We start from the raw sequence: 25,284 nt of genomic DNA on the forward strand, positions 1-25,284 counted from the left end.
ATGGTGCATCCGGGAGGATTCGAACCTCCGACCGCTCGGTTCGTAGCCGAGTACTCTATCCAGCTGAGCTACGGATGCATCAGGGAAACTTACTTTACTGCAGATTTGATGCCGCTGCTAAAGCGCTATCAAATAATATGGTGCATCCGGGAGGATTCGAACCTCCGACCGCTCGGTTCGTAGCCGAGTACTCTATCCAGCTGAGCTACGGATGCAAATGGCGGTGAGGCGGGGATTCGAACCCCGGATGCAGCTTTTGACCGCATACTCCCTTAGCAGGGGAGCGCCTTCAGCCTCTCGGCCACCTCACCAACACGCCTCTTGCGAGTGCTTCGAAGAACTTGTTTCTGCTCATCGTCGCTGCGTGGCGCACATATTACTTTCTGGGACTTATAAGTCAAACAATTTTTCCAGCGCTTTTATCGTTTGCACATTTCACGCGCAATTAGTCTGCAAAAACGGCAAAAAGAGTGTTTTATCAACAGATAAATTGGCAATTTCCTGAGGCAATGAACAAACGGAAAAATCGCAGGGAAAGGCAATGCGCGGATGAGAATCGAAAAAATGAGGAAGACGAAGAAGAAAAGAGAAGAGAAGAGAAGGGACAATTCAATCAGGTTGCGCCTCACCAGAAAGGTGAGACGCGAAAACCTTAGTAACTGGACTGCTGGGATTTTTCAGCCTGGATACGCTGGTAGATCTCTTCACGATGGACAGAAACTTCTTTCGGGGCGTTTACGCCAATGCGCACCTGGTTGCCCTTCACCCCTAAAACTGTCACGGTGACCTCATCGCCTATCATGAGGGTCTCACCAACTCGACGAGTCAGAATCAGCATTCTTTGCTCCTTGAAAGATTAAAAGAGTCGGGTCTCTCTGTATCCCGGCATTATCCATCATATAACGCCAAAAAGTAAGCGATGACAAACACCTAAGTGTAAGCAGTCACGGCATCACATTCTGTTAAACCTAAGTTTAGCCGATATACACAACTTCAACCTGACTTTATCGTTGTCGATAGCGTTGATACAAACGCTGCGGATTGAAGTCCGCAGCGTCGACTTACGCTTATAATTATTACAGTTTTGCGCTGACCCAGCCTTTCACACTGGCTAACGCTGCTGGCAGAGCCGCAGCATCCGTACCACCGGCTTGCGCCATGTCCGGACGACCACCACCCTTACCGCCTACCTGCTGAGCGACCATTCCAACCAGCTCCCCTGCTTTCACGCGATCTGTCACGTCCTTAGACACACCCGCAATCAGAGAAACCTTACCTTCCACTACCGTTGCCAGAACGATAACGGTAGACCCCAGTTGATTTTTCAGATCATCAACCATGGTACGCAACATTTTCGGCTCAACGTCCGCGAGTTCGCTGACCAGCAGCTTCACGCCATTGATATCAACCGCTTTGCTGGAGAGATTTGCACTCTCCTGCGCCGCAGCCTGTTCCTTCAATTGCTGCAATTCTTTTTCGAGTTGACGCGTACGCTCCAGCACGGAACGAACTTTGTCACCAATATTCTGGCTATCGCCTTTCAGCAGCTGCGCAATATCGCTTAAGCGATCGCTCTCAGCATGCACGGTTTGGATAGCGCCTTCACCGGTCACAGCTTCAATACGACGAACGCCCGCCGCAGTGCCTGACTCAGACACAATACGGAACAGACCGATATCACCCGTACGGCTGGCATGAGTACCACCACACAGTTCGGTAGAGAAATCCCCCATGCTCAGAACACGCACGTGGTCGTCATATTTCTCGCCAAACAGCGCCATTGCGCCTTTGGCTTTCGCCGCTTCGAGATCCATGATGTTCGTTTCAATCGGCAGGTTGCGACGAATTTGCGCATTCACCAGATCTTCAACAGCACGGATTTCAGCAGGCTTCATAGCTTCAGTATGAGAGAAGTCGAAGCGCAGCACTTTATCGTTAACCAACGAGCCTTTCTGTGCCACATGCGTGCCCAGTACCTGGCGCAGCGCCGCGTGCATCAGGTGCGTTGCGGAGTGGTTCAAGCGAATGCGCGCACGACGAGCTTCATCAACATCAGCCTGTACTGCATCGCCAATTTTCAGAGAACCCGCAGACAGCTTACCGATGTGACCTATCGCCTGGCCATATTTCTGCGCGTCGCTCACGGCAAACGCGAAGCCTGCGCCTTTCAGTTCACCCTTGTCGCCAACCTGACCACCAGATTCCGCATAGAACGGAGTCTGATCCAGTACGACAACTGCATCCTGACCTGCGTTAATCGCGTCTACCGCTTTACCATCAACAAACAGCGCGGTCACTTTGCCATTCAGTTCCAGGTGTTCGTAGCCTTTAAATTCAGAGGCACCATCAACACGAATCATCGCATTGTAGTCTGCGCCAAAGCCGCTGGCTTCACGCGCGCGACGGCGCTGTTCTTCCATTGCGGCTTCAAAGCCCGCCTCGTCAACCTTAATGTTGCGCTCGCGGCAAACGTCCGCCGTCAGGTCAACCGGGAAACCGTAAGTGTCATACAGACGGAATGCGGTTTCGCCATCCAGTGTATCACCGGACAGTTTTGCCAGTTCTTCATCCAGCAGCGCCAGACCACGCTCCAGTGTACGCGCAAACTGCTCTTCTTCGGTTTTCAGAACCTGCTCAACCATAGCCTGCTGACGCTTCAGTTCTTCACCTGCGGAGCCCATGACGTCCACCAGCGGACCAACCAGCTTGTAGAAGAAGGTATCCTTCGCGCCCAGCATGTTGCCATGACGTACCGCGCGACGAATGATACGACGCAGCACATAACCACGGTTTTCATTCGACGGGACAACGCCATCGGCAATCAGGAATGCACAGGAGCGGATATGGTCAGCGATAACGCGCAGCGACTTGTTGCTCAGATCGGTCGCGCCGGTGACTTTCGCCACGGACTCAATCAGTGAACGGAACAGGTCGATTTCATAGTTGGAATTAACGTGTTGCAGCACGGCCGCAATACGCTCAAGGCCCATACCGGTATCCACGGACGGCTTCGGCAGCGGTTCCATGGTACCGTCAGCCTGACGGTTGAACTGCATGAAGACGATGTTCCAGATCTCAATGTAGCGATCGCCATCTTCTTCTGCGCTTCCCGGAGGGCCACCCCAAATGTGGTCGCCGTGGTCGTAGAAAATTTCGGTGCACGGACCGCAAGGGCCGGTATCACCCATCTGCCAGAAGTTGTCGGAAGCATAAGCCGCGCCTTTGTTATCACCGATACGGATGATACGTTCGCGCGGAATGCCAACTTCTTTTTCCCAGATTTCATAGGCTTCATCGTCAGTTTCATAGACGGTGACCCACAGACGCTCTTTTGGCAGGGCAAACCAGTTTTCACCGGTCAGCAGTTCCCATGCGTATTGAATAGCATCATGTTTGAAATAATCGCCGAAGCTGAAGTTGCCCAGCATTTCGAAGAAAGTATGGTGACGTGCAGTGTAACCGACGTTTTCCAGGTCGTTGTGCTTACCGCCCGCACGCACGCAACGCTGCGAGGTGGTTGCGCGGGAATAATTACGCTTGTCGAGGCCAAGGAACACATCCTTGAACTGGTTCATCCCGGCGTTGGTAAACAACAAAGTAGGGTCATTGTTCGGTACCAGGGAGCTGCTGGCAACTACCTGATGTCCTTTACTATGGAAAAAATCGAGAAACGCCTGACGGATCTCAGCGGTGCTCTTGCTCATAATTATCCTGAAGAAATCAAGCTAACGAAATGTCATTACCAGCATCGGCACGTAAACTGCGCCTCTGGCAATCGAAAAGTGGGAATAAGATAAGTTTTCTTTACTGGGAAGTAAAATCCCGTATGCGCTCAATCGTCAAAATTTCGCCATATTGCCTGAATATCTTCCATCAGATAGCCACGGTAGAGCAAAAAGCGCTGGACCTTTACCTTATCTGAAAAATCTACAGGTAAAGGTTCTCCGTATTTACGAATGGCCTGCGCGCGCGCAAGTGCTGCCCAGTCAATTTCGCACTCGCGCATGGCTCGTTCAACGGCTTCCCGCGAAATCCCTTTTTGGTTTAATTCCTGACGCACACGCGCGGGTCCATAACCTTTACGGCTACGGCTGGAGATAAACTGCTGAACAAAGCGGTCATCATCCAGATAACGACTTTCAATACACCAGGCGATGACCTTGTCGTAATCCTCCGGCGTTGCATCAATGTCTTCCGGTCCATTTTTTCCCATCACCGGAGCGGCCAGCTTACGCCGCAGTTCCTGCTCGCTGTGATCGCGCATCGCCAGTATACGTACAGCGCGGTCAAGAAGTCGGGAATAAGCGGAGCGGCGGGAAGTTGCTTCTGTCATAGTGAGCCTTCAGAAATGGAAAAGGGCTGCATCGTATGCAGCCCTTCTATGTGCGATAACGTCAGATTATCAGAAATCTTCGTTCGTTTCTTTTACATCTTCACCGCTGTCATCAACAGAGAAGTCTGGTTTTGAATCCGGGTTATTGAGCAGTAACTCGCGTACTTTCTTCTCAATTTCCTTCGCCGTTGCCGGGTTTTCCTTCAGCCAGTTAGTGGCATTCGCTTTACCCTGACCAATTTTCTCACCGTTGTAGCTGTACCATGCACCGGCTTTTTCAATCAGCTTCTCTTTCACGCCCAAATCGACCAGTTCGCCGTAGAAGTTGATACCTTCACCGTAAAGAATCTGGAATTCAGCCTGTTTGAACGGCGCGGCAATTTTGTTTTTCACGACCTTAACACGGGTTTCGCTACCAACCACGTTGTCGCCTTCTTTCACCGCGCCAATACGACGGATATCCAGGCGAACAGAAGCATAGAATTTCAGGGCGTTACCACCGGTGGTGGTTTCCGGGTTACCGAACATAACACCAATCTTCATACGGATCTGGTTGATGAAAATCAGTAGCGTGTTGGACTGCTTCAGGTTACCGGCCAGCTTACGCATGGCCTGGCTCATCATACGTGCCGCAAGGCCCATGTGAGAGTCACCAATCTCGCCTTCGATTTCTGCCTTCGGCGTCAATGCGGCAACGGAGTCGACAACGATAACGTCAACTGCACCGGAGCGCGCCAACGCATCACAGATTTCCAGCGCTTGTTCACCGGTATCCGGCTGAGAGCACAGCAGGTTGTCGATATCAACGCCAAGCTTGCGCGCATAGACGGGATCCAGCGCGTGTTCCGCATCGATGAACGCACAGGTTTTACCTTCGCGCTGGGCGGCAGCAATAACCTGCAGGGTCAGCGTCGTTTTACCGGAAGATTCAGGCCCGTAGATTTCAACGATACGGCCCATTGGCAAACCGCCCGCGCCCAATGCGATATCCAGAGAAAGCGAACCGGTGGAGATGGTTTCCACATCCATAGAACGGTCTTCACCCAGGCGCATGATGGAGCCTTTACCGAATTGCTTTTCGATCTGACCCAGCGCTGCCGCCAACGCTTTCTGTTTGTTTTCGTCGATAGCCATTAATTACTCCTGTCATGCCGCTTTCGGGTTAAACCGCGAAACGTGATAGATAATGTTCTGTTGGGGCAATTATACTGTATGCTCATACAGTATCAAGTATTTTGTAGAAATTGTTGCCACAGGGTTTGTAACGCGTAGGCGGTCGCCTGTCGACGTACCGCATCGCGATCGCCGCTGAAGCATTCCCGGCGGGTAATCCCCTCGCCGCTCGCGCTGGCAAAAGCGAACCATACCGTCCCCACGGGCTTTTCTTCACTGCCGCCATCTGGCCCCGCAATACCGCTAATCGAAACAGCGAAATGCGCGCGGGCCGCTTTTAGCGCGCCAATCGCCATCTCCACCACCACAGGTTCGCTCACCGCCCCATGCTGGACCAGCGTCTCTTCGCGCACGCCAATCATCTGCGCTTTGGCTTCATTGCTGTAGGTCACAAACCCGCGCTCAAACCAGGCGGAGCTGCCGGCAATATCCGTAATTGCTTTGGCTACCCAGCCGCCGGTGCAGGATTCCGCCGTCGTCACGGTTGCCCCGCGCGCTTTCAACGCCAGGCCAACCTGCTCGCTTAACTGCATCAGTTCACTGTCGGTCATTTCAGCCTCTGTCAGTTAAAAAAATATGCCGGACAAGATAGCACTTTCATAACCAAGATGGGGATGAGGAGACAATTTTACGAGGGGCATTCAGAAAATAGATAAACCGCATTCAAAAGAGTACCGGATAACGCACCAGGATAGCCTATTCGGTCTACAAGGGATTGCCCCTGTAGACCGATAACAAATGATTACTGCACGCGCGCCAGCGCGACCGCCTGACCCAATTGCCACACGGCCATTGCGTAGTGGGTACTGTGGTTATAGCGGGTGATGGTGTAGAAGTTCGGCAGTCCATACCAATACTGATAACCGGTACCGATATCCAGTCGCAGCAGGCTGGCCTGCTGATGATTCCCCAATGACTGCTGCGGCGTCAGGCCTGCGGCGGCAAGCTGAGAAATGCTGTACTGGGTTTTAAAGCCGTTCGCCAGCCCAGGCGCCTGGCCATTCGCCGGAACCGCGACCGTATCGCCTTTCACCCAACCGTGGCCTTTGAAATAGTTCGCCACGCTACCGATAGCATCAACCGGATCCCACAGGTTAATGTGACCATCGCCATTGAAATCAACGGCATATTGTTTATAGGAAGATGGCATAAATTGGCCGTAGCCCATCGCCCCTGCGAAAGAACCTTTCAAATCGAGCGGATCGTCGCTTTCATCTCGCGCCATCAGCAGGAAGGTTTCCAGTTCACCAGAGAAATATTCCGCACGACGAGGATAGTTAAACGACAACGTCGCCAACGCATCCAGAATCCGCGTTTTACCCATCACGCGGCCCCAGCGAGTCTCTACGCCAATAATGCCAACGATAATTTCCGGCGGTACGCCGTAGACCTGCCATGCACGGTTCAGCGCATCTTCATATTGGTTCCAGAAGGCCACACCGTTTTGTACGTTATCCGGGGTGATGAACTGTTTACGATACCGCAGCCATGCACCGTTAGGTCCGGCTGGCGGTTGAGTCGTCGGCGCCTGGCGGTCCATCAAACGCAATACCGAGTCCAGACGCTTGGCCTGTGACAGGATCTCCTGCAACTGCTGGCGGTCAAAGCCGTGCTTGTTCACCATTTTCTCGATGAACTGCTGCGCGTTCGGATTATTGGCAAAATCGCCGCCCGTTTGCATGACATTGTGTTGTGGCTCAAGCAGGAAGCCGCCGGATGGCGTACCCGTAGTCGTTTGAGTCTCTGAAGGTTTAGGTTTGCTGCTACAAGCAGCAAGCAATACGAAAAGGGGAAGTAACGCTACATAACGACGCTTGAACATGAGACATCCATTAAACAAATTCAGCCTGGGAGAAGTATGGTAAAGCATCCTCCGCCACACAAGGAAGCAGTAGTCGCTCTCCTTCACAGAATTCCCCCCCTCTTGCACTCCTGACCGGCACATTTGCGCGTCCTTACGCATAATCTTTCAAATTAAAATATTTATCTTTCATTTTGCGATCAAAATAACACTTTTAAATCTTTCGATCTGATTAAAATTAGTTACCGTTTGGCAAGATAACTAAAACCCCTACAGGAGAGAATAATGATCGACACCATCACACTCGGTGCTGAGTGGTTTATCGGATTGTTCCAGAAAGGCGGAGAGGTGTTTACCGGCATGGTGACCGGTATTCTGCCTCTGCTGATCAGTCTGCTGGTCATCATGAATGCGCTGATTAACTTTATCGGTCAGCAACGTATTGAACGTTTTGCCCAGCGCTGCGCCGGAAACCCGCTGTCCCGCTATCTACTGCTGCCGTGCATCGGCACATTTGTGTTTTGTAATCCTATGACGCTGAGCCTGGGCCGCTTTATGCCGGAAAAGTTCAAGCCCAGCTACTACGCAGCCGCCTCTTACAGCTGCCATTCAATGAACGGCTTATTTCCCCACATCAACCCCGGTGAGCTGTTCGTCTATCTGGGGATCGCCAGCGGACTGACCACGCTGGGTCTTCCGCTCGGCCCGCTGGCGGTGAGCTATTTGCTGGTCGGCCTGGTGACCAACTTCTTCCGCGGCTGGGTGACCGATTTCACCACCACCATCTTTGAGAAAAAAATGGGCATTCAACTTGAGCAGAAAGTACATCTGGCGGGAGCTGCATCATGACGCGTATTCGTATTGAAAAAGGCACCGGCGGCTGGGGCGGCCCGCTTGAACTGGATGCCGTGCCAGGCAAGAAAATTGTCTATATCACCGCAGGGACTCGACCCGCAATAGTCGACAGGATAGCCAGCCTGACAGGTTGGCAGGCCGTTGATGGCTTCAAAGAAGGCGAGCCGCCAGAGAACGAAATTGGCGTGGCGATCATCGACTGCGGCGGCACGCTACGCTGCGGGATCTATCCAAAACGCCGTATACCAACAGTGAATATTCACGCGACGGGCAAATCCGGTCCGCTGGCCCAATATATTATCGAAGATATCTATGTCTCTGGCGTGAAAGAAGAAAACATTACCGTTATCGGTGAAGCATCCGCTGCGCCAACGCCTGCAAACAGCACGATGGGTCGCGAGTACGACACCAGCAAGAAAATTACCGAACAAAGCGACGGTCTGTTGGCAAAAGTCGGCATGGGAATGGGTTCAGCCGTTGCGGTTCTGTTTCAGGCCGGGCGAGACACTATCGATACCGTCCTGAAAACCATTCTGCCGTTTATGGCGTTCGTCTCGGCGCTGATCGGCATCATTATGGCGTCTGGCCTGGGGGACTGGATTGCCCATGGACTCGCACCGCTGGCCAGCCATCCGCTGGGGTTGGTAACCCTGGCGCTGATCTGCTCTTTCCCGCTGCTGTCCCCTTTCCTCGGCCCTGGTGCGGTCATCGCCCAGGTTATCGGCGTCCTGATCGGCGTACAGATTGGTTTGGGGAACATTCCTCCGCATCTGGCGCTACCTGCCTTGTTCGCCATTAACGCTCAGGCGGCATGCGACTTTATTCCAGTCGGATTGTCGCTAGCCGAAGCGCGCCAGGACACGGTCCGCGTCGGTGTGCCATCCGTACTGGTGAGTCGTTTTCTGACTGGCGCACCGACCGTTCTCATCGCCTGGTTTGTTTCCGGCTTTATTTACCAATAAGAGGCACTCAAAAATGACCGTGATTTATCAGACCACCATCACCCGCATCGGCCAGAGCGCCCCGGATGCACTCTGCGACCAGATGCTAATTACCTTTCGTGAAGGCGCGCCTGCGGATATCGAAGAATTTTGCTTCATCCATTGCCATGGGGAGCTGAACGGCTCTTTGCAGGCTGGGATCCAATTTGAGCTAGGCCAGCATCACTACCCGGTCACAGCCGTTGGCAGCGTGGCGGAACAAAACTTACGTGAACTGGGGCATATCACTCTGCGTTTTGACGGACTGAGTGAAGCGGAATTTCCCGGCACCGTACACGTTGCGGGCCCCGTACCGGACGGTATCGCACCGGGCTGTATTTTGAAGTTTATTGCTTAAGATTGAAGGAGATAAAGATGAATCAGGTTGCCGTTGTCATTGGTGGAGGCCAGACCCTGGGGGCATTCCTTTGCCGTGGGCTTGCGACAGAAGGGTACCGCGTCGCGGTGGTGGATATCCAAAGCGATAAAGCCGCCAACGTCGCGCAGGAAATTAACGCCGAGTTTGGCGAAGGCACCGCCTACGGTTTTGGCGCTGACGCCACCAGCGAACAAAGTGTGCTGGCGCTGTCGCGCGGAGTGGATGAAATATTTGGCCGCGTCGATCTGCTGGTTTACAGCGCGGGTATCGCAAAAGCCGCGTTTATCAGCGACTTTCAGCTTGGGGATTTCGACCGCTCGCTGCAGGTGAATCTGGTCGGCTACTTCCTCTGCGCACGTGAATTTTCACGCCTGATGATCCGCGATGGCGTCCAGGGACGCATTATCCAGATCAACTCCAAATCAGGGAAAGTGGGCAGTAAACACAACTCAGGCTATAGCGCGGCAAAATTTGGCGGCGTAGGTTTAACCCAGTCGCTGGCGCTGGATCTGGCAGAGTACGGGATCACCGTGCATTCACTGATGCTCGGCAATCTGCTGAAATCACCGATGTTCCAGTCATTATTACCGCAATATGCGACCAAGCTTGGCCTTAAGCCAGACGAAGTCGAGCAGTACTACATTGATAAGGTTCCGCTTAAGCGCGGCTGCGATTATCAGGACGTGCTGAACATGCTGCTGTTTTACGCCAGCCCGAAAGCCTCTTACTGCACCGGTCAGTCCATTAACGTGACCGGTGGTCAGGTGATGTTCTAAGAAACATGATTGCCCGGTGGCGCTGCGCTTACCGGGCCTACACACATCTGGTCGGATAAGGCACAGCCGCCATCCGGCAAAATCAAAGGAGCACATTATGGTTTCCGCACTGATTACCGTCGCCGCTATCGCCTGGTGCCTGCAACTGGCGCTCGGTGGCTGGCAAATATCCCGCTTTAACCGGGCGTTTGATCAACTCTGCCAGCGGGGTCGGGTTGGCGTAGGTCGTTCCGGTGGACGGTTTAAACCCCGCGTGGTGGTCGCCATCGCGCTGGATGAGCAGCAGCGGGTTACCGATTCGTTATTTATGAAAGGTCTTACTGTATTTGCCAGGCCCGGTAAAATTGCCACGATAATGGGCAAACATCTTGATGATTTACAGCCTGATGTGATCTTTCCCCATGATCCGTTAGCGCAGAATGCACTATCATTGGCGCTTAAACTGAAACATGGGTAATTTCGTTGTGAATGCTAATAGCTTGCGAAATTATCATTTTGCAACCTAATAAGTCAGGGTAATCACGCCTATGAAACCTCGTCAGCGACAGGCAGCCATACTGGAGCACCTGCAAAAGCAGGGGAAATGCTCGGTTGAAGAACTGGCCCACTACTTTGACACAACCGGCACGACCATTCGCAAAGACCTGGTCATTCTGGAGAATGCCGGAACCGTCATTCGTACCTATGGCGGCGTGGTATTAAATAAAGACGAATCCGACCCGCCAATCGATCACAAAACGCTAATCAATACGCATAAAAAAGAGCAGATTGCCGAAGCCGCCGTCCGTTTTATTCACGATGGCGACTCGATTATTCTGGATGCGGGCAGCACCGTATTGCAGATGGTGCCGATGCTCACCCGCTTTAGCAACATCACCGTCATGACCAACAGTCTGCACATTGTTAACGCCCTTTCAGAGCTGGACAACGAGCAAACTATCCTGATGCCCGGCGGGACCTTTCGCAAAAAATCTGCGTCATTTCACGGTCAGCTGGCAGAAAACGCCTTTGAGCAGTTCAGCTTTGATAAACTCTTCATGGGTACCGACGGCATTGACCTCAATGCCGGCGTGACCACCTTTAATGAGGTGTTTAGCGTCAGTAAAGCGATGTGCAATGCCGCTCGCGAAGTGATTCTGATGGCTGACTCGTCAAAATTTGGGCGCAAAAGCCCCAATGTTGTGTGCAGTCTGGAAAGCGTCGACAAGCTGATTACCGATGCGGGTATCGACCCTGCGTTTCGTCAGGCGCTGGAAGCAAAAGGGATTGAAGTGATCATAACCGGAGAAACCAATGAGTGATGCACTACTGAACGCGGGCCGTCAGACGTTAATGCTGGAGCTACAGGAAGCCAGCCGACTGCCTGAACGACTGGGCGATGATTTTGTCCACGCCGCCAATACTATCATCCACTGCGAAGGCAAAGTGATTGTCTCCGGGATTGGCAAATCAGGCCATATTGGCAAAAAAATAGCCGCGACCCTCGCCAGTACTGGCACACCCGCCTTTTTTGTGCATCCGGCTGAAGCGCTGCACGGCGACTTAGGGATGATTGAAAGCCGTGATGTCATGCTGTTTATTTCCTACTCCGGCGGCGCAAAAGAACTGGATCTCATCATTCCGCGCCTGGAAGACAAATCCGTCGCTCTGCTGGCAATGACCGGAAAACCGACCTCACCGCTGGGTCTGGCAGCCAAAGCCGTGCTGGATATTTCCGTTGAGCGCGAAGCCTGTCCGATGCGCCTGGCACCGACTTCCAGCACCGTGAACACTCTGATGATGGGCGACGCGTTGGCAATCGCCGTGATGCAGGCGCGCGGCTTTAACGAAGAAGATTTTGCCCGCTCGCATCCGGCGGGTGCGCTGGGCGCTCGTCTGTTAAATAAAGTGCATCATCTGATGCGCCGTGACGATGCCATTCCGCAGGTGACGCTCACCACCAGCGTCATGGACGCGATGCTGGAACTAAGCCGTACGGGTCTTGGCCTGGTGGCAGTCTGCGACGACGAGTCGCTGGTGAAAGGCGTCTTTACCGACGGCGACCTGCGCCGCTGGCTGGTTGGCGGCGGAGCGCTCACCACTCAGGTTAGCGAAGCAATGACCCATAATGGCATTACGCTGCAGGCGCAGAGCCGCGCCATTGACGCCAAAGAGATCCTGATGAAGCGCAAAATCACTGCCGCACCGGTGGTAGATGAAAACGGTAAACTCACCGGTGCTATCAACCTGCAGGATTTCTATCAGGCAGGTATTCTCTAATCCTTCAGCCCCAGACGTTTCGCCAGCCGGTGCAGGTTGGCGACGTCTGTTTCCAGCGCCCGCGCACTTGCCGCCCAACTGTGATTATTTTGCGCCAACGCCCGGCGGATCATCTCCCGCTGGAATGACTCCGTTGCCTCACGCAGGTTGCGATGCTGCGGGATCTCCGCAACAACCTCTGCCTGGGGAGCCGGGGTTTCATCCTGCAGGGCAAAATGCTGCGCCTCAAGCACCACTTCATCCCCTGCCCTGGTGGCCCTCGCCAGAACAACCGCCCGGTGAATGGCATGCTCCAGCTCACGCACGTTCCCGGGCCAGCCATAATTCAACAGATGGCTACGCGCGCCGGGACTTAACACCACGCGGGAAAGTCCCAGCCGCAGCCGACATTGTTCGCAAAAATAACCGGCCAGCAGCACCACATCTTCGCCGCGTTCACGAAGGGGCGGTACGGAAAGGGGAAAGACGCTCAGACGGTGGAACAAATCCGCACGGAAATTCCCGGCCAGCACCTCTTCCCGTAAATCACGGTTCGTTGCCGCCAGCACCCGAACATCCACGCGCAGGCTGCGATCGTCACCCACACGCTGAATATCGCCGTACTGCAACACACGTAGCAACTTAGCCTGTAACGCCAGCGAGAGTTCGCCAATCTCATCGAGAAACAGCGTCCCATTGTCAGCCATTTCAAACTTACCGCTACGATTGCTGATAGCCCCGGTAAATGCGCCTTTTACGTGACCAAACAGCTCACTTTCCGCTACGGTTTCCGGCAACGCCGCGCAGTTCAGATACACCAGCGGATTCACTGCGCGCGGCGAACCTTCATGGATAGCCTTAGCTACCAGCTCCTTCCCGGTCCCCGTTTCGCCGCTAATCAGTACGTTGAGATCGGATCCCGCCACAATCTCAATCTCTTTTTTCAACTGCAGCATATTGGGCGACAGGCCAATCATTTGGGTTTCAGTCACCTGCTCGAAGGCCGTCGACGGGCCCGGCAACATATTCTGGCTTTCCAGTTGTTCAATCAGCAGCGCATTGCTCAGCGCGCCCGCCGCCAGCGCGGCAATCAGCCTAAGTTCTTCATCGCTGAAAACGTCGAATTGATCGGGCTCCATGCCATCCAGCGTTAACGCGCCAATCAGATTTTGACCGGCGAACAGCGGTAAGCCAATGCAGGCGTGTACCTTCAGGCTCTCCTGGCCCGGAATCAGCCCATCGTAAGGGTCTGGCAAATCGCTGTCGGCAGGGAAACGAACCACGTCCCCGGCGCGGGCAATCGCCTCCAGACGAGGATGCCCTTCCAGGGTAAAGCGCCTGCCGAGAACGTCCTGCGCCAGCCCATCGATCGCCAGCGGAATAAACTGTCGCGACTCATAGCGCAGCAATGCCGACGCGTCGCACTCCAGCACCTGACGCAAGGTGGTTATCAGGCGTTGAAAACGGTCCTGATGTCCAATACCGCTTTGTAATTCAATGGCGATACCCGCCAGCACGTCTACGGAAAAACTCATGACGACCTCATTGTCATTTTGACAATTCATATTGTCATATTGACAATAAAATGAATAGTCATTTTGACTACCACCTTATAGGCATTAAAAAACAACCCCTTTAAAATCAACAAATAAAAAGTTGGCACGCTACCTGCAATAAGCAAAACATCTTTTTTAGAAAAACGCTGAATTAATTACTGAGGTTGCTATGTCTATTCTGGTTAAAAATAACATTCATTGGGTTGGCCAACGTGACTGGGAAGTTCGTGATTTCCACGGGACTGAATATAAAACGCTGCGCGGTAGCAGCTACAACAGCTATCTCATCCGTGAAGAAAAAAATGTCCTGATCGATACAGTAGACCACAAGTTTAGCCGTGAATTCGTGCAGAACCTGCGCAGTGAAATTGACCTGGCAGATATCGACTACATCATCATTAACCACGCGGAAGAGGACCATGCCGGTGCGCTGACTGAGCTGATGTCCTGCATCCCGGACACGCCAATTTACTGCACAGCCAACGCTATTGACTCTATCAACGGGCACCACCACCACCCGGAGTGGAACTTCAACGTGGTGAAAACCGGCGACTCGCTGGACATTGGCAACGGTAAGCAGCTGATCTTCGTTGAAACGCCGATGCTGCACTGGCCTGACAGCATGATGACCTACATGACCGGCGATGCGGTGCTGTTCAGTAACGACGCCTTCGGCCAGCACTACTGTGATGAACGTCTGTTTAACGACGAAGTTGACCAGACCGAACTGTTCGAACAGTGCCAGCGTTACTACGCCAACATCCTGACGCCGTTCAGCCGTCTGGTTACACCGAAAATCACTGAGATTCTCGGCTTCAACCTGCCGGTGGATATGATTGCCACTTCCCACGGCGTGGTATGGCGCGACAACCCGACACAAATCGTTGAAATGTATCTGAAATGGGCGGCTGACTATCAGGAAGACCGTATCACCATTTTCTACGACACCATGTCCAACAACACCCGCATGATGGCGGACGCCATTGCCCAGGGCATCAACGAAGTTGACCCGAACGTGGCGGTGAAAATCTTTAACGTCGCCCGTAGCGACAAAAACGAAGTCCTGACTAACGTCTTCCGCTCTAAAGGCGTGCTGGTTGGTACTTCAACGATGAATAACGTAATGATGCCAAAAATCGCTGGTCTGGTAGAAGAGATGACCGGCCTGCGTTTTCGTAACAAACGCGCCAGCGCCTTTGGTTCACACGGCTGGAGCGGCGGCGCGGTAGACCGTTTGTCCACACGCTTGCAGGATGCCGGTTTCGAGATGTCGCTGAGTCTGAAAGCGAAATGGCGTCCGGATCTGGACGCGCTGGAACTGTGTCGCCAGCATGGCCGTGAAATCGCACGTCAGTGGGCGCTTGCTCCGCTGCCGGAAACAATCGTCAAAACGGCAACCAAAGAGGAAGAGTGCGCCTGTGCCGCGGCGGCTGCCGCTGATCTTGGTCCAAGCATGCAGTGCAGCGTATGCCAGTGGATTTACGACCCGGCAAAAGGTGAACCGCTGCAGGATGTCGCGCCGGGAACACCGTGGAGCGACGTGCCGGATAACTTCCTGTGCCCGGAATGTTCATTAGGTAAAGACGTCTTCGACGTACTGGCAACGGAGGCAAAATGAGCCGCGGAATTGTCATTATTGGTTCGGGCTTCGCCGCCCGCCAGTTAGTCAAAAATATCCGTAAGCAGGATGCAAATGTCCCGCTGACCCTGATTGCTGCGGACAGTATGGATGAGTACAACAAGCCCGATCTCAGCCATGTTATCAGTCAGTCGCAACGTGCAGACGACCTCACCCGCCAGTCGGCGGGGGAGTTTGCCGAACAGTTTAATTTGCGCCTCTTTCCGCACACCTGGGTAACCGACATCGATGCCGGTGCTCACGTAGTGAAAAGCCAGGAGCAACAGTGGCCATACGACAAACTGGTGCTGGCGACGGGAGCGTCGGCGTTCGTACCGCCGATTACCGGACGTGAGTTAATGCTCACATTGAACAGCCAACAAGAGTATCGCGCCTGTGAAACACAACTGCGTGACGCCCAACGGGTGCTGATTGTTGGCGGCGGCTTGATTGGCAGCGAACTGGCGATGGATTTTTGTCGTGCTGGTAAAGCGGTGACGCTTATCGACAACGCCGCCAGCATTCTGGCTTCGCTGATGCCGCCAGAAGTAAGCAGTCGCTTACAGCATCGTCTGACCGATATGGGCGTACACCTGCTGCTGAAATCGCAGCTTCAAGGGCTGGAGAAAACGGAGTCGGGGATTCGCGCCACGCTCGATCGTAGCCGCAGCGTAGAAGTCGATGCGGTGATCGCCGCTACGGGTCTGCGCCCTGAAACCGCGCTGGCGCGTCGCGCCGGATTGAACATCAATCGTGGCGTCTGCGTCGACAGCTACCTGCAAACCAGCCACCCGGACATTTATGCTCTCGGCGACTGTGCAGAAATTAACGGTCAGGTACTCCCGTTCCTGCAACCGATTCAGCTGAGCGCCATGTATCTGGCGAAAAACCTGCTCGGCGGCAATGCACCATTGAAGTTGCCTGCCATGCTGGTAAAAGTCAAAACGCCGGAATTACCCTTGCATCTGGCTGGGGAAACCCAGCGCCGCGATCTGAACTGGCATATTGCCGCCGAAGCGCAGGGGATGGTGGCCAGAGGGATGAACGACGCAGGCCAGCTATGTGCCTTTGTCGTCAGTGAAGACCGCATGAAAGAGGCCTTTGCGCTGCTGAAAACGCTGCCCGTGTAAGTACAGGATACCGTTGCTTGATTTATTAACCTCACGCACATGGATGTGCGTTGCCACTTGTCGGTATGCCCCGACCTGTTGTTCTTGCCCCGCCAGTCCCGGGGCTTTTTTATTTTTGCGCCAACGCCCGCGCCGCGGCAATCACGCCCTGCCCCAACGACAACCCGCCGTCGCCCGCCGGTAAACGCTGTGGGAACAGTAAGGTAAAATCATGCAGATAAAACGCCAGCCGGGCTGACAATAAGCGGTTATGCATCACACCTCCGCTGAATACCAGCGTCTTAATCCCCCGCTCTTCGGCCTGCAAACGCATCAGGGTAGCAAACCCACGCGCCAGCGCGTCGTGAAACGCCCACGCTCTTTCGGCAGGTTTGGCCTGCCAGGTCAGCCATTGCTGCCAAAAAACCGCTAAGTCCAGCTGATTGCCATCAAGCGGCACCGTGACAGGGTGCTCAACGCCAGCACATTGCGATGCCATCGCCTCCAGCGCGCAGGCCGCCTCACCTTCGTAACTCAGCGATTCCGGCGCACATTGAAGCGCGGCGGCAACGGCATCAAACAGCCGTCCGCACGATGACGCCAGCGGCGCGTTAATCCCCCGCTCAATGGCGCGCGCCAGCACGTTCCAGTTTTGATGTTGCAGCACCGATGTTTCCGGGTAGCGCTGCCAGTCAGGAACAAAACGCAGGCACTGCGCGAGCAAATTGCGCCACGGCTGTTTTGCCGCCAGATCGCCCCCCGCCAGCGCTACCGCTGGCAAGCCGCCAAGGTGTTCGCATTCACGATAGTTGACCCGCAAACACTCTCCCCCCCACAGCGCGCCATTTTCCCCCATGCCGATACCGTCTAACGTCAGAGCAATCACGTCACCACCATCGAGCGACCAGCCGTGCTCGGCCAGACACGCAGCGGCATGCGCATGGTGATGCAGCACCGTTTCGGTTGGCAGATTCATTTCGCTGGCCCACTGGCTGGAAACATAACCAGGGTGTGCATCATGCACGATACGCTGCGGCGTAAAGTCATAAATGTTCTGGATCAGGCGCAGCGCATCACGCCACTGCTGCTGAATGCCGTCATCGCTGAGATCGCCCAAATGCTGGCTGATAACCGCCTGTTCACCACGCACCAGGCAGAAGGTATTTTTCAGATCTGCGCCCAGGCAAAGCATCGGCGGCACGTCGTGAAATCCTGGCGGCAGCGCCACCGCATCCGGCACGTAACCCCGTGAACGACGCAGCATCTCCCCACTGTCGCGTACCACAGAGTCATCCATCCGCTGCACAATTTCGCGGTTATGCAGCAGGAAACCATCGGCAATTTCGTGTAAATCTTCCAGCGCCTGCGCGTTGGTAATAGCGGGCGGTCTGCCGCTGAGATTGCCGGAGGTCATTACCAACGGACAATTCATCTCTTGTAAGAGCAAATGCTGCAACGGATTCGCTGGCAGCATGACGCCCACTTCCGTTAACCCTGGCGCAATGCCCTCGCTCAATGCTGCGACATAGCGTTTCTGCACCAACACGATCGGCGCGGCTGGGGTTGTCAGCAAACGACGAGCGGGTTCAGGCAGTCCGTCATCACCGGGCAGCATCACTGCCAGAGGTTTTGCTGGACGGTGTTTGCGCAGCCTGAGCAGCGCTACGGCGTCATCATTTCGTGCATCGCACACCAGATGAAACCCACCAATCCCTTTAACGGCCACAATACCGCCCGCTTTCAGACGCGATACTGCCGCCTGCAACGCCTCTTCTTTCTCCGCCCGCTCACCCGCGCTAAACCATTCGAGGTGGGGACCGCATGCCGGACAGGCAACGGGCTGGGCATGGAAGCGACGGTCGTATGGATCACGATACTCATTATCGCATTGCGCACAGAGTGGGAATGACGCCATCACGGTAAACGGGCGATCGTAGGGCATGGCGCGGATAATCGTAAACCGCGGGCCACAGTGGGTGCAGTTGATAAAGGGATAACGATAACGGCGTTCGCCGGGGGTGTTCATTTCAACCAGACATTCTGGACAGGTCGCGGCATCCGGAACGATTTGCGTATTCATCGTGCCGCCAGCACTTTGCCGAATCGAGAAATCGGCAGGCGGCTGCGTCCAGGCGAACGGTTCGCTCTCAACGCTGTCAATGCGCGCCAGCGGCGGGCAGTGTTGATGCAATTGCGCAATAAACTCTGCCGGATCTTCCTGTATACGCACAACCACACCGTCACCGTCGTTACACACATCGCCATGTAGCTGTAACCGCTGCGCCAGTTGCCAGACGTAGGGGCGAAATCCGACGCCCTGTACCTTACCGCGAATACGCAGCTGTACGCCGGAGTGGTTGTTTATTGTCATGATGAATTCCCGCGGTATTGTATCCCTGAAATGTCCGTTTGCCGGATGGCGGCTTCGCCTTATCCGGCACGTATTTTACGCGGATTTTCAGATATCAGAACAGCAAAGATGCAGTGGAATCCAGCGCCGCGCGACGGCGTTTTTCAGCGCTCAGTTGCTCAAGCTTATTGCGATCCACATAAATCAGCGCGTGAGTCGGGCAGACTTCCATACAGGCAGGGCCGGCCTCACGATGGTGGCACAGGTCGCACTTATTGGCTTCGGCTTTTTCTGCCCGGACGTTCAGACCTGCCCCGCTGTTACGAACAACCGGACGCACGACCACTTCCATTGCGCCATAAGGGCAAGCCACAACGCAGGTTTTACACCCAATGCAGCGCTCCTGCATCACGTGGACAAAGCCTTTATCACGGCTGATTGCACCGTTCGGGCAGACGTTAGCGCACGGCGCGTCTTCACACTGGCGGCACAGCGTCGCCGTGGAGACATTAACGCCTTTGATGACGTGAATGCGGGGTAAAAAGGTTTCAGGGGTCAGCGATGCGCAGTCCTGGTTATCCTGATGGGATACCACGCAGGCCACTTCACAGGTACGGCAACCAATGCATTTATTGGCGTCTGCAATGATGAAACGGTTCATCAATTTCTCCAGCAATGACAGATTATCTGCCGAAGCATTCATAAATCGTGCCAGAATTTAATTAACTGTTATTAAAGGTTTTTTATTTTGATGAATGCAGAGAAGCCGTGTCATCGTCACTAGTGACGATGACAAATGACAGCCGTCAGCGCAAAACGAGCGGCGCAACAGAGTCGCGTTGAATGAGTTCACCGGTGAAGGTTTTTGGCGGCGTAAACGCCCCGTCATCCAGCATAAAGATCAGGCGGCCTATCGTTTCCTGAATCATTTCCGTTACCGGGATTTTGACGCTGGAAAGCGCCGGAATAGTGTATGGCGCGATGGCGATATCGTCGAAGCCAATCACCGACACCTGAGCAGGGACGCTCACGCCATGCGCGTGCAACTGCTTCATCGCACCGATCGCCATATCATCATTGCTGGCCACCAGCGCGGTAAAATTCACCTGACGCGAAAGCAAAGTATCGACTCCCGCTGCGCCGCAGGCTGGCGTCCATTTCCCTTTAACAATCAAATCATTATTAAGCGGAATACCATGATGTGCCAGCGCGTCTTTATAGCCTGAAAGTCGCTCCACGCCGGTAGGCGAATCCATCGAGCCAGTAATAAAACCAATCTCTTTGTGCCCGGCGGCAATGAGCTGAGTAACGGCGTTAAAACTGGTTTGCTTTTGATCGCACCACACGCAGTGGCTGGTATTTTTCCGCAGCCGCCGATTAAGCACCATAATCGGCTGGGCGTGGGCGTCGATGATATCGTCTATCTCATCCACGCTAAGAAAACGCGGATAGATCATAATCGCGTCACAGCGCAGGTCGAGCAGGTACTGGATCGCCTGACGCTCTTCCTCTGCGCTGTGCTTACCGTCAGCCAGCAACAACTGGCGTCCCTTATCTTCCGCCATCCGCGCGGTATGAAACAGCAATTCGCTGAAATAGACGCCGTGATAAAGGGTGTTAGTTACCACCAGACCCAGCGTCTGCGTAGTTTTCGCTGCCAGACTGCGTGCCAGCAAGTTAGGGCGGTAACCACTCTCTTCAATGGCCTGAAACACGCGGTCTTTGGTTTCCTGGCTGACATAGCCATTCCCGGAAAGCACCCGGGAAACCGTCGCTTTTGACACCCCGGCACGCTTCGCCACCTCCAGCATAGTGGTCATATTACTCATCCCTTTTCTCTCAATGTGACGCAGTGTACTGCACCGTTTCGCCGCTGTCCTTGCTGCTAAATTGCAAACGCTGACATATGGTGACCGGAGTCGCAATTATAAAAAATGATCAAAATTAAAACTTGCCCATTACGTGTAATTTAAACATGATTTTGTGGAACCAGTTTCCTATCTGCGTTTCATCAACCCAGAAAAGCGACCAACGTGAACGGATAAAACATAACGTACTCTGCTGATAAAACAGGATTAAATCCGATGTCCAAAAATTATGCAGCGCTGGCGCGCTCGGTTGTGACGGCTCTGGGAGGCGTGAACAACATCACAGCAGTGACCCACTGTATGACCCGTTTGCGTTTCGTTATCAAAGATGGCTCGCAGGTCGACAGCACGACGCTAAAGACGCTCCCTGGCGTGCTCGGCGTGGTGCGCAGCGATAACCAGTGCCAGGTGATCATCGGCAACACCGTTTCGCAGGCGTATCGCGAGGTAGTCAACCTGTTACCTGCCAATATGCAACCTGCAGAGCCGCAAACCAAACCTCGGCTGACGCTGAAGCGGATTGGCGCGGGGATCCTCGACGCGCTGATCGGCACAATGTCCCCGTTGATCCCGGCTATTATCGGCGGATCAATGCTCAAGCTGCTGGCAATGATCCTCGAAATGACCGGCGTGCTGGTGAAAGGATCGTCCACGCTCACTATTCTGACCGTAATCGGCGACGGCGCCTTCTTCTTCCTGCCACTGATGGTTGCTGCCTCAGCAGCCATAAAATTCAAAACCAACATGTCGCTGGCAATCGCCATCGCAGGCGTACTGGTGCATCCCAGCTTCATCGAACTGATGGCGAAGGCCGCGCAGGGTCAGCACGTTGAGTTTGCCCTGATCCCGGTGACGGCGGTGAAATACACCTACACGGTAATCCCGGCGCTGGTCATGACCTGGTGTCTGTCCTACATCGAACGCTGGGTCGATCGCATCACTCCGGCGGTAACCAAAAACTTCCTTAAACCGATGCTAATCGTGCTGATCGCCGCCCCACTCGCCATCGTCATCATTGGCCCGATCGGTATCTGGATCGGTAGTGCAATTTCAGCGTTGGTTTATACCATTCACGGCTATCTCGGCTGGCTGTCGGTGGCCATTATGGGCGCATTGTGGCCGCTGCTGGTGATGACCGGTATGCACCGCGTCTTCACGCCAACCATTATTCAGACCATTGCCGAAACCGGAAAAGAAGGCATGGTGATGCCGTCGGAAATCGGCGCCAATTTGTCGCTGGGCGGTTCATCGCTGGCAGTGGCATGGAAAACCAAAAACCCGGAACTGCGTCAGACGGCGTTAGCGGCAGCCGCCTCGGCCATCATGGCAGGCATTTCCGAACCCGCGCTGTATGGCGTGGCAATCCGCCTGAAACGCCCACTGATTGCGAGTCTTATCAGCGGCTTTATCTGCGGTGCCGTTGCCGGAATGGCCGGACTGGCGAGCCACTCCATGGCGGCTCCAGGCTTGTTCACCAGCGTACAGTTTTTCGATCCAGCCAATCCGATGACCATCGTTTGGGTGTTTGGCGTGATGGCACTGGCGGTCGTGCTTTCCTTTGTATTAACACTGCTCCTCGGCTTTGAAGATATTCCTGTCGAAGATGCAGCCGCGCAGGCCAGAAAAAACCAGGCCGCGCAACCAGGCAATATCAATAGAGCCAGCATTTGACTGGTATGAACTGAGGTTAACTATGTCTGTTTTTCCGCAAGGATTTTTATGGGGCGGCGCACTGGCCGCCAACCAGTCTGAAGGGGCATACCGGGAAGGCGGCAAAGGGCTGACCACCGTCGATATGATCCCCCACGGCACAAACCGCATGGCCGTCAAACTGGGTCAGGAAAAACGCTTTACGCTGCGGGATGACGAATTTTATCCCAGCCATCAGGCAATCGACTTTTATCATCGCTATAAAGAAGATATCGCGCTGATGGCGGAAATGGGGTTTACGGTTTTTCGTACTTCCATCGCCTGGAGCCGTCTCTACCCCAACGGCGACGAGCTGACGCCTAATGAAGAGGGTATCGCGTTTTACCGGGCCGTGTTTGCCGAGTGTAAAAAATACGGTATTGAGCCGTTAGTTACGCTGTGTCACTTCGATGTGCCGATGCATCTGGTCAGCGAGTATGGCTCCTGGCGTAACCGCAAAATGGTAGAGTTCTTTACCCGCTACGCCCGTACCTGCTTCGAGGCCTTTGACGGTCTGGTGAAGTACTGGCTAACGTTCAACGAAATCAACATTATGCTGCACAGCCCTTTTTCTGGCGCCGGACTGGTGTTTGAAGAAGGTGAAAATCAGGATCAGGTGAAATATCAGTCCGCCCACCACGAACTGATTGCCAGCGCCCTGGCAACTAAAATTGCCCATGAAATTAATCCGCAAAACCAGGTCGGCTGTATGCTGGCGGGCGGTAATTTTTATCCTTATTCCTGTAAACCGGAAGATGTGTGGACCGCGCTGGAAAAAGACCGCGAAAACCTGTTCTTTATTGATGTGCAGGCGCGCGGGGCTTACCCCGCTTACTCTGCCCGTGTGTTTCGCGAAAAAGGCGTGGTGATAGAAAAAGCGGCGGGAGATGACGATATCCTGAAAAACACCGTCGATTTCGTCTCGTTTAGCTATTACGCATCGCGCTGCGCCTCCGCTGAAATGAATACTGGCAATACCAGCGCCGCTAACGTGGTGAAGTCGCTGCGTAATCCGTACATTGCCGCCAGCGAATGGGGCTGGGGTATCGACCCACTCGGCCTGCGCATCACCATGAATATGATGTATGACCGCTACCAGAAGCCGTTGTTTCTGGTGGAAAACGGGCTGGGGGCGAAAGATGAGATCGATGCTAACGGCGAAATCAATGACGACTATCGCATTAGCTATTTACGCGAGCACATTCGCGCCATGGCAGATGCTATTGAAGATGGCGTGCCGCTGCTGGGCTACACCACCTGGGGCTGTATCGATTTGGTTTCAGCCTCAACCGGTGAGATGAGCAAACGCTACGGTTTTGTGTATGTGGACCGCGATGACGCGGGCAACGGCACGTTAGCGCGTAAACGCAAAAAATCGTTCTGGTGGTATAAGAAAGTGATTGCGAGCAACGGGACCGATCTGGAATAACAATGTTGCCGGATGACGGATGACGCCGCCATCCGGCAACACGTATTATTCAGAATATATATACCCGCTGTCTGTTATCATTTTTATTGCACAACTTTAGGATTTTGCAGCAGCGGCAAAGGCGCTTCGCCCAACGCGTGGACCTGACCAATAATTGTCGCGCTCCGGCCAATCTGTAATGAATCAACATTCGTACTATTATGGGAGCCAAACTGGAACTGAATCACGTTGTTCGTTTTATTATTTTCGTCTTTCAGGCTGACAAGATAAGAATAAGCATTGGAAATACCATTAATCTTACGAATATCAATGACCACGCCCCGCAGCTTCACCCATTCACCAAGATAGTCCTTATTGGCTTTAACAGGATTTAAGGTATAGGGCGCGACAAAATCAGCGACGGACAAGGTTGGCATTGACGCAGCTGACGACTCCCCCGGTTGAAATAATCGGTCTCCCGCAGAGAAGAACGCATCAGCCGCCGTCTCGCACCCGCTAAGAAGAGAGGAAATAATAATTAAATTTACCAAACGAATACCTGAACGCATAGATAACTCCTGTATATTAATTTCCCATATATTTAAATTCTAAATAATTCGAGTATATAACTCCCTGAACAACGTCGAAATATAATATAACTCCCGTCTTAGTAAGAGAAGAGAATATTCCCCCCGAGCTATTATCAACTTCTCATCTTTTTCATTATTTGCATTCTATTTTCTGGATCTGCCTTCCAGTTTCGGGTTTGCCCTCCCGCCTTTTTACTGGCATTTTATTCAGTAGTTTTCCATCGCTTTATTCGTAACAAGGGAGTGTTTATGTCTGGTAAAAATGGCAATGCCGAAGCGGTTATCAACAAGCCATTACGTCATTTTAAAGTCAGCTATGTCAGAGTACGGCATGAAGATCGCAAGACCGGTTTTACACGACGTATAAGCCGTCATGCTTCACTTACGATGAACGGAGACTGGCTGGAACAGGCGGGGTTCCCAACGGGCACGTCAGTAAAAGTATCGGTTACGCAGGGGAAATTAATTATTGAACAAGCGGGTGAATAGTCTGTTTCGAGGGTGTCGACGTTATCCGGATGGTGGTAATGCGACACACCATCCGGTATTCAGTGCCCTCAG

Annotated in this window: 23 protein-coding genes and 3 tRNA genes; 12 read left to right on the top strand and 14 right to left on the bottom strand. The window is 53.6% G+C overall.

Annotated elements, in window-relative coordinates; all coding sequences use genetic code 11:
• Window position 1 precedes the first annotated feature (1 nt).
• From WC7_RS07940 to mltB, 9 genes are all read right to left on the bottom strand, one after another.
• Window positions 2-78, bottom strand: a tRNA-Arg gene (locus WC7_RS07940).
• Between the two features lie 60 nt (window positions 79-138).
• Window positions 139-215 (bottom strand) — tRNA-Arg (locus WC7_RS07935).
• A 3-nt stretch (window positions 216-218) separates the two neighbouring features.
• Window positions 219-311: transfer RNA gene (locus WC7_RS07930), tRNA-Ser, on the bottom strand.
• A gap of 341 nt (window positions 312-652) precedes the next feature.
• Window positions 653-838, bottom strand: coding sequence for a carbon storage regulator CsrA (gene csrA / locus WC7_RS07925; protein ID WP_000906486.1), 186 nt, complete (start codon window positions 836-838; stop codon window positions 653-655).
• 238 nt (window positions 839-1,076) lie between these two features.
• Window positions 1,077-3,704, bottom strand: a complete 2,628-nt coding sequence (gene alaS, locus WC7_RS07920; RefSeq protein WP_016154164.1) for an alanine--tRNA ligase — start codon at window positions 3,702-3,704, stop codon at window positions 1,077-1,079.
• A 128-nt stretch (window positions 3,705-3,832) separates the two neighbouring features.
• Window positions 3,833-4,333, bottom strand: coding sequence for a recombination regulator RecX (recX, locus tag WC7_RS07915; protein ID WP_016154165.1), 501 nt, complete (start codon window positions 4,331-4,333; stop codon window positions 3,833-3,835).
• Window positions 4,334-4,402: 69 nt separating this feature from the next.
• Window positions 4,403-5,467 (bottom strand): recombinase RecA, encoded by a 1,065-nt coding sequence (gene recA / locus WC7_RS07910; RefSeq protein ID WP_016154166.1) that lies wholly within the window; start codon window positions 5,465-5,467, stop codon window positions 4,403-4,405.
• Window positions 5,468-5,559: 92 nt separating this feature from the next.
• Window positions 5,560-6,057 (bottom strand): nicotinamide-nucleotide amidase, encoded by a 498-nt coding sequence (gene pncC, locus WC7_RS07905; RefSeq protein WP_016154167.1) that lies wholly within the window; start codon window positions 6,055-6,057, stop codon window positions 5,560-5,562.
• Window positions 6,058-6,248: 191 nt separating this feature from the next.
• Window positions 6,249-7,328, bottom strand: coding sequence for a lytic murein transglycosylase B (gene mltB / locus WC7_RS07900; RefSeq protein WP_032947148.1), 1,080 nt, complete (start codon window positions 7,326-7,328; stop codon window positions 6,249-6,251).
• A gap of 264 nt (window positions 7,329-7,592) precedes the next feature.
• Between mltB and srlA the strand changes: the two genes are divergently transcribed.
• The 7 genes from srlA to gutQ all read left to right on the top strand — a co-directional run bounded on the left by srlA (window position 7,593) and on the right by gutQ (window position 12,556).
• The gene (srlA, locus tag WC7_RS07895; protein WP_016154169.1) at window positions 7,593-8,156 is read left to right on the top strand and encodes a PTS glucitol/sorbitol transporter subunit IIC; all 564 of its coding nucleotides are present in this window, start codon (window positions 7,593-7,595) and stop codon (window positions 8,154-8,156) included.
• The gene (locus tag WC7_RS07890) at window positions 8,153-9,124 is read left to right on the top strand and encodes a PTS glucitol/sorbitol transporter subunit IIB (RefSeq protein WP_016154170.1); all 972 of its coding nucleotides are present in this window, start codon (window positions 8,153-8,155) and stop codon (window positions 9,122-9,124) included. The genes srlA and WC7_RS07890 overlap by 4 nt, the downstream gene beginning before the upstream one ends.
• A 13-nt stretch (window positions 9,125-9,137) precedes the next feature.
• Window positions 9,138-9,500: a PTS glucitol/sorbitol transporter subunit IIA gene (gene srlB / locus WC7_RS07885; protein WP_016154171.1), complete on the top strand. Its 363-nt coding sequence runs from the start codon at window positions 9,138-9,140 to the stop codon at window positions 9,498-9,500.
• A 17-nt stretch (window positions 9,501-9,517) separates the two neighbouring features.
• The gene (gene srlD, locus WC7_RS07880) at window positions 9,518-10,297 is read left to right on the top strand and encodes a sorbitol-6-phosphate dehydrogenase (protein ID WP_003037345.1); all 780 of its coding nucleotides are present in this window, start codon (window positions 9,518-9,520) and stop codon (window positions 10,295-10,297) included.
• Window positions 10,298-10,394: 97 nt separating this feature from the next.
• Entirely contained in the window at window positions 10,395-10,754 is a 360-nt protein-coding gene (gutM, locus tag WC7_RS07875) for a transcriptional regulator GutM (RefSeq protein ID WP_016154172.1), read from the top strand.
• A 70-nt stretch (window positions 10,755-10,824) separates the two neighbouring features.
• Window positions 10,825-11,598 (top strand): glucitol operon DNA-binding transcriptional repressor SrlR, encoded by a 774-nt coding sequence (locus WC7_RS07870; RefSeq protein ID WP_003037350.1) that lies wholly within the window; start codon window positions 10,825-10,827, stop codon window positions 11,596-11,598.
• Window positions 11,591-12,556 (top strand): arabinose-5-phosphate isomerase GutQ, encoded by a 966-nt coding sequence (gene gutQ / locus WC7_RS07865; protein WP_016154173.1) that lies wholly within the window; start codon window positions 11,591-11,593, stop codon window positions 12,554-12,556. The genes WC7_RS07870 and gutQ overlap by 8 nt, the downstream gene beginning before the upstream one ends.
• On the opposite strand, the gene norR is transcribed toward gutQ, so the two are convergent.
• Window positions 12,553-14,070, bottom strand: a complete 1,518-nt coding sequence (gene norR / locus WC7_RS07860; protein WP_016154174.1) for a nitric oxide reductase transcriptional regulator NorR — start codon at window positions 14,068-14,070, stop codon at window positions 12,553-12,555. The two genes, gutQ and norR, sit on opposite strands and share 4 nt — an antisense overlap.
• A gap of 190 nt (window positions 14,071-14,260) precedes the next feature.
• On the opposite strand from norR, the gene norV reads away from it, so the two are divergent.
• Both norV and norW read left to right on the top strand, forming a co-directional pair.
• Window positions 14,261-15,709 (top strand): anaerobic nitric oxide reductase flavorubredoxin, encoded by a 1,449-nt coding sequence (gene norV, locus WC7_RS07855; protein ID WP_016154175.1) that lies wholly within the window; start codon window positions 14,261-14,263, stop codon window positions 15,707-15,709.
• Complete coding sequence (norW, locus tag WC7_RS07850; protein ID WP_016154176.1) at window positions 15,706-16,839, top strand: NADH:flavorubredoxin reductase NorW; 1,134 nt, start codon at window positions 15,706-15,708, stop codon at window positions 16,837-16,839. The genes norV and norW overlap by 4 nt, the downstream gene beginning before the upstream one ends.
• Window positions 16,840-16,948: 109 nt before the next feature.
• Here the strand turns inward: norW and hypF are convergent, their stop codons facing one another.
• The 3 genes from hypF to WC7_RS07835 form a co-directional block, all read right to left on the bottom strand.
• The gene (gene hypF, locus WC7_RS07845) at window positions 16,949-19,189 is read right to left on the bottom strand and encodes a carbamoyltransferase HypF (protein ID WP_016154177.1); all 2,241 of its coding nucleotides are present in this window, start codon (window positions 19,187-19,189) and stop codon (window positions 16,949-16,951) included.
• Window positions 19,190-19,283: 94 nt separating this feature from the next.
• Window positions 19,284-19,829, bottom strand: a complete 546-nt coding sequence (hydN, locus tag WC7_RS07840; protein WP_003037366.1) for an electron transport protein HydN — start codon at window positions 19,827-19,829, stop codon at window positions 19,284-19,286.
• Window positions 19,830-19,974: 145 nt separating this feature from the next.
• Window positions 19,975-20,988, bottom strand: coding sequence for a LacI family DNA-binding transcriptional regulator (locus WC7_RS07835; RefSeq protein ID WP_016154178.1), 1,014 nt, complete (start codon window positions 20,986-20,988; stop codon window positions 19,975-19,977).
• A gap of 264 nt (window positions 20,989-21,252) precedes the next feature.
• Here WC7_RS07835 and ascF point away from each other — a divergent pair, with 264 nt between their 5' ends.
• Both ascF and WC7_RS07825 read left to right on the top strand, forming a co-directional pair.
• Window positions 21,253-22,707 carry a PTS cellobiose/arbutin/salicin transporter subunit IIBC gene (gene ascF / locus WC7_RS07830; RefSeq protein WP_016154179.1) on the top strand — a complete coding sequence of 485 codons (1,455 nt, stop codon included), beginning with the start codon at window positions 21,253-21,255 and terminating at the stop codon, window positions 22,705-22,707.
• A gap of 22 nt (window positions 22,708-22,729) precedes the next feature.
• Window positions 22,730-24,154 (top strand): 6-phospho-beta-glucosidase, encoded by a 1,425-nt coding sequence (locus tag WC7_RS07825; RefSeq protein WP_016154180.1) that lies wholly within the window; start codon window positions 22,730-22,732, stop codon window positions 24,152-24,154.
• Window positions 24,155-24,237: 83 nt separating this feature from the next.
• Here the strand turns inward: WC7_RS07825 and WC7_RS07820 are convergent, their stop codons facing one another.
• Window positions 24,238-24,702, bottom strand: coding sequence for an OB-fold putative lipoprotein (locus WC7_RS07820; protein WP_016154181.1), 465 nt, complete (start codon window positions 24,700-24,702; stop codon window positions 24,238-24,240).
• A 270-nt stretch (window positions 24,703-24,972) separates the two neighbouring features.
• Between WC7_RS07820 and WC7_RS07815 the strand changes: the two genes are divergently transcribed.
• Complete coding sequence (locus WC7_RS07815; RefSeq protein WP_016154182.1) at window positions 24,973-25,212, top strand: SymE family type I addiction module toxin; 240 nt, start codon at window positions 24,973-24,975, stop codon at window positions 25,210-25,212.
• Window positions 25,213-25,284: the final 72 nt, after the last annotated feature.

The organism is Citrobacter sp. KTE151, assembly GCF_000398845.1.
In the GTDB taxonomy this organism is placed as follows: domain Bacteria; phylum Pseudomonadota; class Gammaproteobacteria; order Enterobacterales; family Enterobacteriaceae; genus Citrobacter; species Citrobacter braakii.